Annotated in this window: 14 protein-coding genes and 1 CRISPR repeat array; of the genes, 6 read left to right on the top strand and 8 right to left on the bottom strand. The window is 34.4% G+C overall.

Annotated elements, in window-relative coordinates:
- Window positions 1-886: Clp protease ClpP (locus PLZ15_14165; GenBank protein HOI30887.1), on the bottom strand; the 886-nt coding region annotated here is incomplete at its 3' end.
- Window positions 887-1,092: 206 nt separating this feature from the next.
- On the opposite strand from PLZ15_14165, the gene PLZ15_14160 reads away from it, so the two are divergent.
- From PLZ15_14160 to PLZ15_14150, 3 genes are all read left to right on the top strand, one after another.
- On the top strand, window positions 1,093-1,602 hold the full coding sequence (locus tag PLZ15_14160) for a terminase small subunit (GenBank protein HOI30886.1): 510 nt from the start codon (window positions 1,093-1,095) through the stop codon (window positions 1,600-1,602).
- Between the two features lie 304 nt (window positions 1,603-1,906).
- The gene (gene terL, locus PLZ15_14155; GenBank protein ID HOI30885.1) at window positions 1,907-3,220 is read left to right on the top strand and encodes a phage terminase large subunit; all 1,314 of its coding nucleotides are present in this window, start codon (window positions 1,907-1,909) and stop codon (window positions 3,218-3,220) included.
- 274 nt (window positions 3,221-3,494) lie between these two features.
- A complete protein-coding gene (locus PLZ15_14150; protein ID HOI30884.1) occupies window positions 3,495-4,676 on the top strand; it encodes a DUF935 family protein in 1,182 nt (393 codons plus the stop codon).
- A gap of 11 nt (window positions 4,677-4,687) precedes the next feature.
- On the opposite strand, the gene PLZ15_14145 is transcribed toward PLZ15_14150, so the two are convergent.
- From PLZ15_14145 to PLZ15_14120, 6 genes are all read right to left on the bottom strand, one after another.
- Window positions 4,688-5,113, bottom strand: a complete 426-nt coding sequence (locus PLZ15_14145) for a hypothetical protein (protein ID HOI30883.1) — start codon at window positions 5,111-5,113, stop codon at window positions 4,688-4,690.
- On the bottom strand, window positions 5,113-5,544 hold the full coding sequence (locus tag PLZ15_14140; GenBank protein HOI30882.1) for a Panacea domain-containing protein: 432 nt from the start codon (window positions 5,542-5,544) through the stop codon (window positions 5,113-5,115). The genes PLZ15_14145 and PLZ15_14140 overlap by 1 nt, the downstream gene beginning before the upstream one ends.
- Window positions 5,545-7,223: 1,679 nt before the next feature.
- Window positions 7,224-8,857: a CRISPR direct-repeat array (repeat unit 46 nt; unit sequence GTTGTGATTTGCTTTCAAAATGTTTTTTGACAATCTTAAAACCAAG).
- A gap of 90 nt (window positions 8,858-8,947) precedes the next feature.
- Window positions 8,948-9,277 (bottom strand): CRISPR-associated endonuclease Cas2, encoded by a 330-nt coding sequence (gene cas2, locus PLZ15_14135; GenBank protein ID HOI30881.1) that lies wholly within the window; start codon window positions 9,275-9,277, stop codon window positions 8,948-8,950.
- A gap of 7 nt (window positions 9,278-9,284) precedes the next feature.
- The gene (gene cas1, locus PLZ15_14130; GenBank protein ID HOI30880.1) at window positions 9,285-9,977 is read right to left on the bottom strand and encodes a type II CRISPR-associated endonuclease Cas1; all 693 of its coding nucleotides are present in this window, start codon (window positions 9,975-9,977) and stop codon (window positions 9,285-9,287) included.
- A 225-nt stretch (window positions 9,978-10,202) separates the two neighbouring features.
- A complete protein-coding gene (gene cas9 / locus PLZ15_14125) occupies window positions 10,203-13,880 on the bottom strand; it encodes a type II CRISPR RNA-guided endonuclease Cas9 (protein ID HOI30879.1) in 3,678 nt (1,225 codons plus the stop codon).
- A gap of 399 nt (window positions 13,881-14,279) precedes the next feature.
- Entirely contained in the window at window positions 14,280-14,678 is a 399-nt protein-coding gene (locus PLZ15_14120) for a DUF4373 domain-containing protein (GenBank protein ID HOI30878.1), read from the bottom strand.
- An 82-nt stretch (window positions 14,679-14,760) separates the two neighbouring features.
- Here PLZ15_14120 and PLZ15_14115 point away from each other — a divergent pair, with 82 nt between their 5' ends.
- Window positions 14,761-14,910 (top strand): hypothetical protein, encoded by a 150-nt coding sequence (locus PLZ15_14115; GenBank protein HOI30877.1) that lies wholly within the window; start codon window positions 14,761-14,763, stop codon window positions 14,908-14,910.
- Window positions 14,911-14,964: 54 nt separating this feature from the next.
- Here the strand turns inward: PLZ15_14115 and PLZ15_14110 are convergent, their stop codons facing one another.
- Entirely contained in the window at window positions 14,965-15,189 is a 225-nt protein-coding gene (locus PLZ15_14110) for a hypothetical protein (GenBank protein ID HOI30876.1), read from the bottom strand.
- Between the two features lie 64 nt (window positions 15,190-15,253).
- Here PLZ15_14110 and PLZ15_14105 point away from each other — a divergent pair, with 64 nt between their 5' ends.
- Together PLZ15_14105 and PLZ15_14100 are read left to right on the top strand one after the other, a co-directional pair.
- Window positions 15,254-15,586 (top strand): hypothetical protein, encoded by a 333-nt coding sequence (locus PLZ15_14105; GenBank protein HOI30875.1) that lies wholly within the window; start codon window positions 15,254-15,256, stop codon window positions 15,584-15,586.
- Window positions 15,586-16,572, top strand: a complete 987-nt coding sequence (locus PLZ15_14100) for a tyrosine-type recombinase/integrase (GenBank protein ID HOI30874.1) — start codon at window positions 15,586-15,588, stop codon at window positions 16,570-16,572. The genes PLZ15_14105 and PLZ15_14100 overlap by 1 nt, the downstream gene beginning before the upstream one ends.
- Window positions 16,573-16,622: the final 50 nt, after the last annotated feature.

The raw sequence follows: 16,622 nt of genomic DNA, 5'->3' as shown, positions 1-16,622 counted from the left end.
ATGGAATATTGGAAATTGAGTTTAATAATTCCGAGAATGATTTTACAAACGCCGGTGTGAACTTACCGTCATTAAGCTTTGAGTTAAGTATTTCCGTTAAGCCGGATTCTGCAGAAAACGCAAAATAGGATGGTTCCGGATTCGAGAGTTTTGCGAAGATTTCCTTATCGGAGAGAATTTTTCTTTCTTCATCGGAAAGATTCATTAGAGAATTCAGCTGGTCAATATTGTTCTGAAGCGAAGAAATAGAATTGCCGAGCGTTAGGAGCTTCTGGTTAATATCGTTCTGGTAAGTACCGGATTCATTTAAACCTTCTGATTCTGAGGCGGCAAGATCTTCCGGATCGAATATCTGAGAGCTGAGGGCGACAAACTTTTTGATAGGATAATTATCAATCACATCATCGGCAAACCCGTAGCTGAGGCATTCATCAGAATTTAGGAAAGTGTTTTTAGTACAGAAGTCCTTCAGTTCCTCTTCGGATAAACCAGTTTTGGATTTATAGAGATCTATGATAGTCTGAGTAAACTTCTTGAGATCCTCGGAAGCGGATTCCATATCGTTATGATCACCTATCGCAAGAGACCAGGGATTGTGAATGAAGAGATAGGAGTTCTTATAGACCGAAACTTTACTGCCGGCAAGTGCGATTAGAGAGGCGGCTGAGGCGGCAACGCCGTCGACGACCGTGTGAACGTTTCCGAAATCCCTAAGCTGATTAAAGATTGAGAATCCTTCGAACAGCGATCCGCCCGCGGAGTTGATGCGTACTTCTATTTCAGTGATGTTCTTTTCCTTGAAGTCGGAAAGGATTGCCAGGATTTTTTTGGAGGAGATGCCGAAGGTGGAAATGGAGTCGAAAATGTTAATTATGCCGATTTTCATTGATTAACCCCTTAAATGAGACACAAAAATAGCGGGAGAAATAATAGAACGCGGATGAACACGGATTCGGCAGATTTTCGCGGACGGGTCATTTTGCATTCTCTTTATAAAAGTTTTGGTTTACTTAATTAATTTTAATAAATACTTTTGATATATGCAATAGTTTTATTAATATTTTATATATTTTAATAAAGTTTATCGAAAGAATGGGAATAACGGTTAAAATAACGGGAAAGCAGAGGCTTTTTATTGAGGAATATTTGAAGGATTTCAACGGTACTCAGGCCGCGGTAAGGGCGGGATATTCAAAGAAGACTGCCCGTCAGACGGCATATGAGAACCTTACAAAACCTTACATCAGACAGGAAATAAGCAGAGAATTGGAGAGGATTTATGACGGGCATAAAAACGACCAAGAGAAGATAATTAGGGAATTGGCAATAGTGGCATTTTCACGGATTACTGATTATGCCGAGATAACAGATGATGATATAATCTTACGGAGTGAAACTGAAATACCGAGGGAGCTGATGGGTGCGATAGCAGAGATAAGGATTTCTGAAACTAAAGAAGGTAAACGGAAGAATATAAAACTTCATAACAAAATTGAGGCGTTAAAGTTATTGGGTAATTATCACAGATTGTTTGATGAGAATTATAAAAAGCCTTTTGATATCACTTTGAAAGTAACAACAATTCATGATTTCGATAAGTAGAATCATTTACTTAACAATTAATAAATGTAACTAGTATAGGATTGAAAAAAATAAGGTATGAAAAAATTATTAATTCGTTCTTTTGTCTTGATACAAAAGAACCAAAAGATCAAGACTGCAAAAAAATTGCTGAAATTTGATTCACTTCATGGCAGAAATTGAACTCCTCCCCCGCACTTTTTATAAATAGTTTATGAAAGCGGGATCGTCAGACAGCAATTTCTGCTTTTCATTCCGTTCGTCAAATTTCTATACGCAATTTTTTTAAGGTCGAATCTAAAATTTTGGAGAACTTATTATCTGGATGCTAGGAAAGGTTCAGGGTTTAATAATAATGGATAATTGCAAACTGTTTATTGAGTTGAAGATGCATGAAAAGCAGAAAGAAATATTTTATGGTGATGAATCTAGAGTTAAGGTAGTTGCCAAAGGAAGACGGTTTGGATTAACTAAAGGGATGACTTTTTTTCTAATCCATGAAATGATTCGTAATAGTTTAGCTGCTTTATGGGTTGACACAACATACTCGAACATTACAAGATATATAGAAAGATACTTTATGCCATTGTTAAAAGAGTTTCCTAAAATTATTAATACGTTCCATAAAACACAGTCGATTTTATATCTGTGTAAATCATACTGCGATTTCAGGAGTGCGGACAGACCGGAGAATATAGAGGGATTCGGATATGATCTAGTGATGCTTAATGAAGCCGGGATAATTTTGAAGAACAGAAGATTGTGGGAAGAATCGATTAGGCCTATGATGTTTGAGAAGAAGGCAAGAGCGATTATCGGCGGTACACCGAAGGGGAAAAAATCCGGCGATGAAACACACCTATTCTATGAATTATTCAACTATGAAGCTGAGGGTAAAGAGGGATGGAAAAGTTATAGATATACTTCCTACGACAATCCGATGATTGATAAAAAAGAACTTGAAGAGTATGAAAAGGAAGTCTCCCCTGCCCTTCGCGATCAGGAAGTTTATGCGGAGTTCATAGATCAGCTGACCGAAAGAATAATAAAAAGAGAATGGTTCGGATATTATGAAGAACATGACCTTAACAGCAAGAGATTTGTGGCCTCGATACAGAGCTGGGATACAGCGTTCAAAGAGAAAGAAGAGAATGACTATTCCGTATGCCAGACCTGGATTGTAACGAATGAGGGTTATTATCTGGAAGATGTATGGAGAGGCCGGGTAGAATTTCCGGAGCTTAAAAAGAAAGCTGTGGAATTGTTTAACACTTACGGGCCGAATGAAATTCTGATAGAGGATAAATCGAGCGGCATAAGCTTAATTCAGGAGATTCAAAGGGAAACGAGGATTCCAGTTAAACCGATAAAACCGGATAAAGACAAGCTTGCAAGGGTGCATTCAATTACTCCGATAATAGAAGCGGGTAAGGTGAAACTGAAAGGAAACAGCAATTGGATTAAAAGTTTTCTGGATGAACTTGAAGAATTTCCAAACGGAGAGTATGACGATCAGGTAGATGCGGCGACACAGTTTCTGAATTACATAAAGTCGCGGAATTTGGAATTCCGCGAGAACATTATAGTCAGTAAAAAAGTGAAGAGTGAGAAATATTTTAAGTATAGACCTAATAGGTAGAGGTTATGAAATTCATATTGTAATTACTTTGCTCTTCTTTTCTCTTGAAAGAAAAGAAGCAAAAGTTCAAGACTGCAAATAAATTGCTAAAATTTGATTCGCTGCATTGCAGAAATTGAACTCCTCCCCCGCTCTTTTTTCTAAATAGTTAATGGAAAGCGGGATCGTCAAACAGCAATTTCTGCTTAACATTCCGCTCATCAAATTTTTTGTCGCAATTTATTTGAGGTCAACAAAAGAATAAAAAATATTTAAGATTTAGGAGAAATATTAGATGAAAGAATCGATATTGAAAAAGGTGCAGCATTTGCTGAAAATATTTGTCTCGCGAAAGAAGATGGACGTGAATGTAAACGGATATCTGCCGGATCCGGATAAGATTCTTGCAGAGAATGGATACGATTATGAGATTCTACGGGATCTTGTCAGGGACGGGCATTTATCGGCGGCTATTACTCAACGTAAAATGCAGGTGATGCAGATGGGCTGGGAAATACAATACGAGAATGAGGAGATTAAAAAAGAAGCGATTGAGATTACCAGAAACCTGGATCTGCAGAAAATAGCGAGTCAGCTTTTAGACTGCATTCTGTACGGGTATGAGGTTGCTGAGATTGAGTATAAGAAAATAAACGGCAAGATAGTTCCCGTCGAGCTGGAGGAGAAACCGCAGGAGTGGTTTATTTATGACAGCGATAACATACTGAGGTTAAGAGCAAGATCAGGTTCAAGAGCAGGATTTTATTACATATATGAAGTGGGTGAGAAACTTCCTGAGTATAAATTCATTATTACTAGAAATAATCCGAAGTACACGAATCCATACGGCGAGAAGCTTTTATCGAAATGCTACTGGCCTGTGATTTTTAAGAGGGCTGCTATTGAATACTGGCAATTGATGGCTGAGAAATTCGGGACTCCATACTTCCTTGCGAGGTATCCGAGCACTTTTACAGACGCGCAGATAGACGAGTTGGTGAATAAGCTGACCGAAATAACAGAGAATAACGTGGCGGCGTTCAGGGACGATATACCAATCGAGTTTAAGGAATCTGTAAAGTATGAAGTGGGCGGATTGTTTTCGAACATAATTACGCATTATAATTCGGAAATCTCGAAGGTAATTCTAACGGAAACCCTGACACTGGATATCGGTAAAGTGGGATCTTATAAAGCAGCTGAAACGCATCGTGAAATGCTTGAGTTTATGGGTGTGCGGGATAAAAAGCTGATTGAGAAGAGTCTGAACACCCTGTTCGATTATTATGTTAAGATTAATTACGGACTGGATATTGGTCCGAGGATAAAGCTGACAAAGAAAGAGAGTGTTATTGAGGAAACCGTACAGCGTGACAAAACGCTTTACGACATGGGTATAAGGTTTACGGAGGAGTATTTTAATAAGAGGTATAATTTACAGGCAAGTGATTATAGAATTTTGACTGAATGTGAATAGTAAAAATAAAATCAACTTAATACTGATTTGAGATTCTCCTCTATTATTCTTCGTTCATATGGTGAAAGAGTATGCGCGCCATGATTTATAACTGTATTTATTACCTGTTCCAATGTTGACTTATCGAGTTTACCTTTTATTTCACCTTTACCGGCTTTGATTTTTGCTTCGATGTCGCCGGAAAATAAATCTGGTGCCAATTGATGGCATGCAATATACGATTCTTCTTTGGGCATATAACTATTATGCGGATTTTTAGATAACTTAACCTGACAATTAAGGAATTGAGTATTAACAGCAACAGTTTTATTAATATTAGAATTAATTATAAAAAACATATCGTCAGAAACCGAAAGGACTAAATGATATTTTGGGTGATCCGTATATGGAACTTCTTCTAAATAGATTATATCTCCGGGTGAAAACGAGAATGGCATTATTCGTATAAATTATTGAGATACTCTTTTATAGTATTTTTATTATCAAGAGAATCGACGATATCATCAATAGCAATATCACTATTTACCGGAGTGACCTTATATGCATGGTCTTTATGAGATTTGAAAAAGACTAATGAATGATTCAACTTCCCAAATTCATCAATTGCATTGTTAAGACATTCAATTTCTGAAGGACTTAAATAATCTAAATTTGCTGGTTGAATAGCCTTAATTTTATTTCCATCTACAATAATTGATTTTTTTAATTCTGGATCAAATTCCTTCGAACCATCACCTCGAATAAATTTGATCATATCATATATCGTACTTGGTACATGACCTTTAGGCATGGCAACATATGTTTCGCCAAACATAAATCTTCCATACTTACTTAAATGCAATTTATCAGCAAAATAAAAAACTTTCATTATGTTGTATAAATTATGTACGCTATTGCTTACATACAGCAATGAAGCAATTGCCTTTTTATAATTGAATGTAAATTTTTTAGTTCTTTGATTATACATAAATTAAAAAACCTGATCTATTTCAATAATATGACTTAGACATAACAAATCTAAAATATGTTCCATTTGTAAAAGAAAGAGATTATCTCGTTTTGAAGTTACTTAAAATATAAAAATCATGAAGTCATTGTCAATTAAAAAAAAGTCTGAATTATAATGCATTCAGACAATTCATAATCGAGCTTAATTATATTCAATTTTAGAGGTTTTTCATAGTTTTTTTACAAAAAGAATTGCATGGAGCAAAAATCAGGTGGTCACTCAATTATGACCTAGTCAAACAAAAAACTGAGATAATAAAGTTGTGATTTGCTTTCAAAATGTTTTCCCGTAAAAGGAACGGGACAGGTTTGACAATCTTAAAACCAAGGGACCATTATCGGTAAAGATATACCTGCCTGTTGTGATTTGCTTTCAAAATGTTTTTTGACAATCTTAAAACCAAGTAGGATTCTTGACCGTCGTGAAGCCGATTAGTTGTGATTTGCTTTCAAAATGTTTTCCCGTAAAAGGAACGGGACAGGTTTGACAATCTTAAAACCAAGGATATAGGCAACAGGTTTGAGGACGACGGGTTGTGATTTGCTTTCAAAATGTTTTCCCGTAAAATGAACGGGACAGGTTTGACAATCTTAAAACCAAGAGAACTAAATACACTTCTTGAAACTACCGGTTGTGATTTGCTTTCAAAATGTTTTTTGACAATCTTAAAACCAAGCAACCTTAATTTCTTTTTTATCTTCACTTTGTTGTGATTTGCTTTCAAAATGTTTTTTGACAATCTTAAAACCAAGATAACAGATAATTATGATTACTGATAAGTTGTTGTGATTTGCTTTCAAAATGTTTTTTGACAATCTTAAAACCAAGCAAATACTGTGGACATTAATAAGTCTCCTGGTTGTGATTTGCTTTCAAAATGTTTTTTGACAATCTTAAAACCAAGAATCTCAAATATAACCCCATTGAACTAACTGTTGTGATTTGCTTTCAAAATGTTTTTTGACAATCTTAAAACCAAGACAAAATGATTGAAAAGATTAAGCAGTAGTTGTGATTTGCTTTCAAAATGTTTTTTGACAATCTTAAAACCAAGTTTATGATAAAAGAACACGGCAAACCTTACGTTGTGATTTGCTTTCAAAATGTTTTTTGACAATCTTAAAACCAAGCAGAAAGCAAAGTTACACGATTGCGTATGTGTTGTGATTTGCTTTCAAAATGTTTTTTGACAATCTTAAAACCAAGTGATCCTTGCCGGATTAGCAACAAAAACAGTTGTGATTTGCTTTCAAAATGTTTTTTGACAATCTTAAAACCAAGCAATTAAGCAGGGATTCTCCGGCCAGGCAGTTGTGATTTGCTTTCAAAATGTTTTTTGACAATCTTAAAACCAAGACATCAAAAAATATGGAAATCACTTTGTGAGTTGTGATTTGCTTTCAAAATGTTTTTTGACAATCTTAAAACCAAGTATCCCAAGTCGAGCCGTTATATGCCTCGAGTTGTGATTTGCTTTCAAAATGTTTTTTGACAATCTTAAAACCAAGGGTGCGATCAGCGACCTGTATGGGATTGGAGTTGTGATTTGCTTTCAAAATGTTTTTTGACAATCTTAAAACCAAGTTAGAGGCTTATACGCAGAGCCACTCCTAGTTGTGATTTGCTTTCAAAATGTATTTTGACAATCTTAAAACCAAGACATCAAAAAATATGGAAATCACTTTGTGAGTTGTGATTTGCTTTCAAAATGTTTTTTGACAATCTTAAAACCAAGAAATACGCACTATTGTTGATAAGCTGATGGTTGTGATTTGCTTTCAAAATGTTTTTTGACAATCTTAAAACCAAGTCTTTCTCGCTTCTCTACTCTTCTTCAAACGTTGTGATTTGCTTTCAAAATGTTTTTTGACAATCTTAAAACCAAGCCGGGACAGGTTTATGATCATCTACGATCAGTTGTGATTTGCTTTCAAAATGTTTTTTGACAATCTTAAAACCAAGCAAAGATGATGAGTTTGCACAGGATCTAATGTTGTGATTTGCTTTCAAAATGTTTTTTGACAATCTTAAAACCAAGTACGCGCAGTACGAGCTTTACATTCCGTGGTTGTGATTTGCTTTCAAAATGTTTTTTGACAATCTTAAAACCAAGATGGCAAAAGTTTCGGAAGAAAACGAAGCAGTTGTGATTTGCTTTCAAAATGTTTTTTGACAATCTTAAAACCAAGAATATTCATAGAAACACACTAATGAAATGGGTTGTGATTTGCTTTCAAAATGTTTTTTGACAATCTTAAAACCAAGAAGAAGCTGTATAACGCACTCCCGGCTGCGTTGTGATTTGCTTTCAAAATGTTTTTTGACAATCTTAAAACCAAGAAGCCGTCAATTATTACTATACCGACTTCGTTGTGATTTGCTTTCAAAATGTTTTTTGACAATCTTAAAACCAAGCTTTCTCTTCTCTCTCATTCTCATTTCTTGTTGTGATTTGCTTTCAAAATGTTTTTTGACAATCTTAAAACCAAGTCATTCAGTTTTGAAACAATAGCTCGATCAGTTGTGATTTGCTTTCAAAATGTTTTTTGACAATCTTAAAACCAAGTTGAGCCGGGATGGTTGCCTTTTGTACCAAGTTGTGATTTGCTTTCAAAATGTTTTTTGACAATCTTAAAACCAAGCTCTAACTCTTTCTTCCTTCTTCTTTCGGTTGTGATTTGCTTTCAAAATGTTTTTTGACAATCTTAAAACCAAGTTTTACTTGACAATCCCTTACTTTTACTTAGTTGTGATTTGCTTTCAAAATGTTTTTTGACAATCTTAAAACCAAGGGCAGAGAGATAGTCCCTGTTGAGTTATTGGTTGTGATTTGCTTTCAAAATGTTTTTTGACAATCTTAAAACCAAGTAATCATATTATTCCTGTTATTCCTTGCGGGTTGTGATTTGCTTTCAAAATGTTTTTTGACAATCTTAAAACCAAGCGTCATCCTTATCACCATTTTTCTTTTTGTGTTGTGATTTGCTTTCAAAATGTTTTTTGACAATCTTAAAACCAAGCGAAGCAGAGGTATGTCGAGAGCCGATAGGGTTGTGATTTGCTTTCAAAATGTTTTTTGACAATCTTAAAACCAAGCAGGGAAGTAAGATAACCGAATGGGACGGAGTTGTGATTTGCTTTCAAAATGTTTTTTGACAATCTTAAAACCAAGGTAGGTCTTAAGATGTCATTTAATTACAATAACTTATGGGGGTTTTAGGATTAAAAAAATGAGGAGCCCAACTAAAAGGTTCCTTATTATTTAGAATAATTCAAGCTGGTGGGGTTCAACAAAACCACTTTCCTTTTTCTTACCATAAAATATTTCCATCATGCTAAACTGTTTATCAGTAACAGATAGAATTCCAACATGCCCTTTTTCAGGTAGTAATTGCCTAACTCTTTTTACATGGACATTCTTATTTTCCCGACTACTGCAATGCCTTACATAAATAGAGAATTGAAACATAGAAAAACCATCTTTCATTAATTCTTTACGAAAGCGAGTATATGATTTTCTTTCTTTTGGAGTTTCAGTAGGTAAATCGAAAAATACTAAAATCCACATAATTCTATATTCGCTAAATCTCATAATATTTTTAATTAAGTATAGGATATAAAATTTTTCTTAATTGTTGAGAAAAGCACTTTGATAAAGATGCAGTAGTTTTCTGCAATGCAACCATAAGTGGGCTTCGTTCATCATTTATAATGACATCTAAAGTGGGAATCTCTAGAAGTTGCTTTTTAATGGAAGGTGTTAATTCATAAAAATCTTCACCATTATCGATAATATATTTAATTAAAAGATCAACAAAGGGTCTATAGGGTTCCATAATATCATCTGCTAAACAATAAGCATTATATTTATTAGAATGATGAATACCTAATGTAGGTAGCAAACCAGATCCGACAAGTGAACGCGCAGTCACAGCTCTTAGAATTGCATAACCATAATTAAGCAGGTTATTTGGTGGTTCGCCATAACGGTCACGAATAAAATCGGGTATCTGCTTAAAGATATTTTTCCAGTAGTAAGCAGCAGCTCTTCCCTCATAATTATCCGGATCCCCGCTTCTGACCTTTTTAGCCCAGGTTACCATGTTATTGATAGGAACTTTATTTTTCTTAAGGACTGACAATTGGTTATTAATTTTAGCAGTAACTGTTTGTTGCCAGAGTTGTTTTTTAAGAGGTTCTGAGGAATTTATTTGTTCACGGAATCTTTCATTCTGTTCCGTATTACCAGAAAGTGGTAAAAAAGACCATTTGGCATGTGGGAGGAATCGCACGTTATGACGGCAGTATTATTATTGATCAAAGATGAAAGAAGCCCATGAGTAATAGTTATTTGTTGATGATCTAAAACGACAATACCCAAATCTTCAATAGGAGCTTGGTTCAAGATTTCAGATCTTTTTTCATTTTCTTTCTGATCCGGAAAATTAAAATAGAGCTGTTCATTCTTTTTCGAAAGATATACTGGGTTGCTGAAATATAAAGTACGCTTTATCATATTATTGAATAAGACCCAAATTGTTTATAGAAACTTTAATACCAGTAAAATCCTGGAAAGAAGAAAAGCCGATCATTTCATATGGAGTATCAGCCGAAACGGATAAATGATGTCTAAATACAACAAAATAACCTGTTGTGGAAAGCTTTTGAACCCTAAAAAGGTTATCGCTAATTAATTGATAATCATTGGAAGAAAGTGCCTCTTCAAAAGCCTCTTTAGACAACCCAAGAACAAACATTTCGTTTTGTTGAAAACTTTGAATGAAAGACCATTTGCCATCGGGAAGCTTTTCAAGGAAACTTTCAGGATACAACTCAGGATACTCTAAAACTGTATCAACGACACTAGAAGGATTTTTAATTACAATAGGTAGTCCATATTTTTTTCTTTCAACTGCATGCCAAAAAGTACACACGTGCATTTGAATTTTATTGTTTTCATCATAATAAAGCGCAATGTGATGATTATTACCCGGTTTAACAAAACTAATATCAACACCCTTTTCATTTTTTCGGATTGGTTCAATTACCTCAGAACCAGTAAAACATCTTACAGATTTTACTGGGATTTTTTTCTCTTCATTTTGATAGATAGGATTATTTTCCAAATCTTTTAATGCCTCTTTAACATTACCATTAAATTGTTCTAAGCGATCAAATAATTTTTTACGAATGCTGGGATCAACAATTTTTCCTATCTGTGGCTTAGTCAAGGTTTGTAAATCCTTTTTAATTACAATTTCGTCCTTAAAACATGAGGCATACATGAGTTTAATTTTATTTTCTGGATCAAGAAATATTGGATTACTTTTAAGAGATTTTATTGCTTCATAAGGATCATTATCAAATTGATAAAGCCGATCTTCAATTAATTTCTTTATGTATGGTTTAAAAATAAGGTGAGGATTTTCGAATAAATATTTAATTGGTTTCTCTTTCTCAATAACTTTTATTTTTCCGTAGACACTTTCTTCGCTTAGAGGACCTCTTGGAATAATGATACCTGATTGTGCAATAATTTTCTTACCACCCTTTTTAATTTTCCGTTGACCAAAGGAAGCAACTTTTTTACCAGGTTTAATAGATATAAGAACCTTAGAGATTACGGATTGAACCTGCTCTGTTGTAAAAGGTTTTTGTGATATAAGATAGTTTTCTAATAGAGTATTGTTTTTATTAAACTCTAACTTTGAACTTTCAATATTTCGCATCATCTCATTGCGGATATTATCACTATTTAGATTATTAATTCGTTGAATAAATCCCTGTTTGGTAGAGGCTATAGTAAGAGCATCGACCGCATGATGGCGGTGATCATCTCTCTTGGACCAACCAATAATCTTTTCTCTTTTAATCTTGGAATTTTTGTCGTTTATTTCTTCCAATTGGGTTAAGCCGAGATTTCGAAACTGAGGTAAACGAAGATTTTCAATAACTGTATCCCACCCCCAAAAATATCGAAGTTCTGATGTAACTGATCCACTAGTAACCCAAACATTATGACAAATTGATTGTAGAATTTCCCTGGCTTTTCTACTGATATATTGAGTTTCCCGAAGTTGTCTATTAATAAAGTCAGCAGGTATTTTATCAATTGGCATTAATAATTTATCTCTCTTGGTTTTACCAATGATTTTATTTTTGTAAAGTGTGTTAATTCTTTCAAGATAATCATTAAACTCTTGTTCAGATTTTGATTTCATAAAATCGAAAGCGGTCTGTTCTTTTTTATTCGAATTACATTTACGGTGAGCTAATGTTTTATTACTTTGAGAATCATCAAATAGTTTTGAACGTGGGATTATATGCTCAACTTCAACTTCTTCACCAGAAATAGCCGCAGAAAAAGAGATAGGTTGACCGCAATAAATACATATAGCATTTTGTTTTTTCCCATCTTCAGAAATTTCATGATATAAACGCCATTTAATAATATTATTGCGAGTAGCGCGAAGACCATACTCTTCAAGTTCTTTTGCAATTTGTTCGTTTTCTTTTTCTCTTTTGTCCAAATACTTATATGTATCGTATCGTTCATCTTTGGTCTGTTTAAGTTCCCTAGCGAGTTCAATACGGATTTCATCAGGTTTACCATACTTAGTAATAAGTGAATTGATGAGGTTGATCATTTGATTGAGGATTTTTTCAACTATGGGTTGACGAAGACTATTTTTGGTTAAAAGTTCGAGTTTGTCTTTCAGCTTTCTTTTATGGTTTTCTTCTTTAGTTATTGATAGTACATGGTAATATCCGGCATACGAACAGGAATCATAAAGCATATCTCCTTCCATTAAATATGGGAGTATTTTTCTTATCGCTTTATGAGATTTATTACTATACCCATATTTTGAGAAATCTAAGTTTGCTAATTTAAGGGCGACATCCTCTGGGAGATTGAAATTCTTTATAAGTGCATTGATACATTCTTCTTTTTCAGAGATTGAATAAATGGTATGCCACAATTTGAATAAAGGCTGCTTCTCAACTTCAACAGAAATTATTTTTTTTGGTTTTGATTTTAGAATCTCACCATTTTTTTTATCTACAAGAAATCCATCATCATTTTTCTGTTCTATTACTATATCAAGTTTCAATAAGTGACTATGATCATCAATATTATTGAAGCAACTTAATATAGAATTTTTTGTAATGTTGCCCTGCAGACCTTTTGCTTTAGTAAGCATTTTGTTACTGTAGACTTCATCCTTTTTTAATTCAAGAATTTTTAATAATTCAGAATAAGTTAAATTTTCGTTGTTATCTAGATAATTGAATAATTCTTTTTTCTTTTCCAATGTAATTTCAAAATAGATACCATCTTTTTTCCTTATCTGGATATTGTTTATTGTTTCCCAAATTTTAATAACTTGGAATAGAGGTGAAGACCGATGAGCTACTTTAGGACCAATAAATACCTCTTTTTCTTTTCCATTGTTTTGAACCTTTTTCCAAGACCCTTCATAATCACAAACAGAAACAAGGTTTTTTTGAGATTTAAGTCCACGCTGATAGTAGATGATTTCATCTTTAATTTTTAAGATCAATTCATCTGTTAATATTTCTGGATAAAATTCCCTTTGTTTTCTGATAATGGAAGTAAATTCTTGAATATAAGCTTCGCGTGGGTAGACAAGTTCTTTTATTCTAAAGTACTGATTCTGGGAAAGTTCCCGGAATAAATATTGACCGATAGTCAAACCCATTTCTTTAAGCTGTTCATAACGGGATTTAACATTTGCGACATATTCTGTATCCTTTTTATCCAGATTGGAATCGCTTCTACTACTTTTATAACCACGTTTTTGATTCAGATGTAAAAGAACTCTGCCAAGCTGACTTAATGTTAACTTTTCATTCACAGCTTTAGCTCTAATGTTCCAGAGATCAAGTTTAGACAGTTTAACTAACGTTTGATCAGGAACCATACCATTTTGTTTTAACACTTCAAGTAGATATTTTCTTCGCAATTGATATCGATCATATCCACGTCTCTGGGATCTTTTTAGAGTGCGCTTTTGATTTTTAGAAATTGCATTTCCTTTAACAAATTCATCTTTATCATCAGTAGACAATGGAACTATTCTACAGCCAACACCAAGAATCTCTTTATCATCTTCATCAATAAGAGCCCAGCCAATTGAGGATACGCCAAGATCAAGACCTAATATTTTTTTCATCTTAAAAATTCCTTTTGATATTCAAAAATATTTTTTATGTTTGCAACGAAACATTTTGAAGCAAATCACAATAAGGATTATTCCGTTGTGAAAACATTTAGGTTGCCCTCGTCCTTTAACGGGGGTTTTTTATTTTAAAACTGCGGATAGGTAGTTTATTCAAAAACAAAATAATTCGATCAAATTGAAATGTAATATTAATGAGCCGTTAAGTTTAAAATATTAAGAAGGGAAAATATAATCAAGAATTTTAACCAATATGGATTGCAAATTTTGTAAATATTGAATAGTGTCATTCTACCCACATTTTAGATGGTTTCCTATTATCTATCTTTCTTTCTCTCTTTCTTTCTTTGTTAAAAAGAACGTGTTTGGGACAGGTTTTTTTGTAACGACAAATCAGGTTGGTCTAATAAGCTTAAGTTCGTTTTTGCTTAAGATGGCTTTTTCGCGGTTTTCCTTATTTCGGACACGCTGTTTCATTACCTCCTTAAAAGTTTCGCGTACGTTTTCAGTAGAAACATTCCCATCAATATCAATCAGTAATTCACATTCCTTGATCAGGTAAGAAATAAACTCCTGAAATTCCTCTATGCTCATACCAAGATCTGACGAAACTGACGCCACCACGTATTTTTTATTGAGGTTAAGGATGCAGTTATCGGATCCGGCGATGATATTATTGAGCGCCCAAAATCTCCCCTCTCCAGCCCAGCCGTATTTGAGTCGGAGGAGTTTGAACTTAGGATGGTTATGAGAATTTGCATAATGACAATAGTACTCGATGTTATTTTTCAAGGTTGATCCTCACTTTTTTAGATGTTTTTGAAGAGCAGAACTGAAGACAGATAGACTGAGGGGTACGGTCAGGTGCTGAGATTTGAGAGGTGAAATTTTCGGGTTTATGCTTATTGCGGTCGATATAATCCTGGAGGGATTGAAAGACTACTTTCTCGCGTTCGCCGATTCTGACAAACTCGAGTTCCGGGGAGATGAAGTTCTTAAAGATATAGGAATTAGTATCGAGTAATTGAATAGCCCTATTCCTTGAAATAAGGATCTTATTCATATATATGTAAAGCAATTATTTGCTGAAGAAATCGACGATCTTCTGAAGGAGTAGAGGATCCCTGCCGGCAAGAGCGCGGCTGATTTCGGGCTGATAGTATTTCCTTTTTCTGGTGCTGAGTCTTTTAGCAAGCCAGGTCTGGCTTTTGTGAAGTCTTTTAAGGTGAAGATGTATTAAATTTTCTTGACTTAAAGTAATTAAATTTTCTTGACTTATAGAAAATAAATGTTTAGTTTCCATATAGATATAGTATAATTATAATAATCGAAAGTAATATAAATAAAATCGAAAGTAATTGCAAGATATGGGAAGTAAAAATTTATCTTTTGTAGATTTAACGAAAGATCAGCTGGTCGACTTAATACTAGAGAAATTCGCGACTCAAAGGGAATTAGCAGATAAACTAGGAATATCTGAGGGAAACTTGTCAAACAAACTCAAAAACCCTAGTCGTAAATTCATTAAAGAGTTGGAGAAATACGGTATAGTTATTAATGATCACAGCAATCGTAATATCATTAATGGTAGTGGCGGGGGAAAAGAATCAACGGATTTGATGGTGTTCAACATGGCCAAAGAATTAGGCGAATTAAGGGAAAGGGTATCGGTCCTCGAACGTAAGCTAAAGTTAAAATAATGGGAACGCTTTATAAGGGGAGGAATTCACCTTATTGGCATTATAAGTTTGTGCTTGACGGGGTGAGAAAAGACATTTCAACAAAATGCCGCAACCGCAGAGATGCGGAACATTTCGTAAAACTAATAGAAGCAAAACAGAATGAGAAGGTGATTTTTAATATAAAGGTCTCCCCTCCTCTATCAATCGGCCTTAAGCATTACCTGAGCGTAAGAAGCCTGAAAAAATCGTCCGAGAGTTCTTATAAAAACGCCGTAGAGCATTTTATAACGGCTGCGGGTGAAAAACGGATTGATGAGTATACCATCTTCGATTATGAGGCATTAATACGCTACCTGGAAAAGAATGATTTTGCGGAGGCTTCTAAAGGAATAATTACCAGGAATGTGTTCGCCGTATTCAATTACTTCGTTAAGAATGAGTATATCCGGAAGAATCCGATTACTGCAATAAGAATAAAAGAGAAACCGAAACCGATTGACGAAATGGACCTAATAGAAATCCGGAAGTATTTTGCGGAGAATGATCCCCTGTTTTACAGGATAATTGAGTTTGCCCTGCTGACCGGGTTCAGACGGTCGACCATATGCGCTCCAATGAGCATAGATATGCCCAGGCGACTTATTCAGGCCAGAAATGTGAAAGCGGATAGGGACTTCGTAATTCCGATCTATAAGGCGCTGGAGGAGTTCCTGCTGGGCTGCGGGTATAAGGAGTATTTTGTAGGACGGTTTACCAAATTGAACGAGAGTACAATTTCCCATAAGTTCGGCTACGGCATAACAAAGCTGACTGAGGAGAAAAGGATCTCCAAGCATTATAAATTCCATCATTTACGTCATACCGCAGCAACTGAATTTGGTAAGGCGGGTTTGGATATTAAATCGATAAAGGATATTTTAGACCATACGGATATTAGAACTTCTGAGAATTATATTAAGACTAATTTCGAGTATTTGCGAAGCAAATTGGACGGAAAAAATTAAGACACTATTAAGACACTTAGTGTAACGAATGTCTGGAATGTTCAATTTGC

This window comes from Melioribacteraceae bacterium, from assembly GCA_035362835.1.
Taxonomy (GTDB): Bacteria; Bacteroidota; Ignavibacteria; order Ignavibacteriales; family Melioribacteraceae; genus DSXH01.
Note: the sequence above shows the minus strand (reverse complement) of the source record. Positions and strands in the feature narration are given on the sequence as shown.

Coding starts and splice junctions, on each gene's coding strand:
- PLZ15_14150 (HOI30884.1), top strand. CDS start 3,495: ATGAAAGAATCGATATTGAAAAAGGTGCAGCATTTGCTGAAAATATTT.
- PLZ15_14160 (HOI30886.1), top strand. CDS start 1,093: ATGGGAATAACGGTTAAAATAACGGGAAAGCAGAGGCTTTTTATTGAG.
- terL (HOI30885.1), top strand. CDS start 1,907: ATGCTAGGAAAGGTTCAGGGTTTAATAATAATGGATAATTGCAAACTG.
- PLZ15_14110 (HOI30876.1), bottom strand. CDS start 15,189: ATGGAAACTAAACATTTATTTTCTATAAGTCAAGAAAATTTAATTACT.
- cas2 (HOI30881.1), bottom strand. CDS start 9,277: ATGAGATTTAGCGAATATAGAATTATGTGGATTTTAGTATTTTTCGAT.
- PLZ15_14145 (HOI30883.1), bottom strand. CDS start 5,113: ATGCCATTCTCGTTTTCACCCGGAGATATAATCTATTTAGAAGAAGTT.
- PLZ15_14105 (HOI30875.1), top strand. CDS start 15,254: ATGGGAAGTAAAAATTTATCTTTTGTAGATTTAACGAAAGATCAGCTG.
- cas9 (HOI30879.1), bottom strand. CDS start 13,880: ATGAAAAAAATATTAGGTCTTGATCTTGGCGTATCCTCAATTGGCTGG.
- PLZ15_14100 (HOI30874.1), top strand. CDS start 15,586: ATGGGAACGCTTTATAAGGGGAGGAATTCACCTTATTGGCATTATAAG.
- PLZ15_14140 (HOI30882.1), bottom strand. CDS start 5,544: ATGAAAGTTTTTTATTTTGCTGATAAATTGCATTTAAGTAAGTATGGA.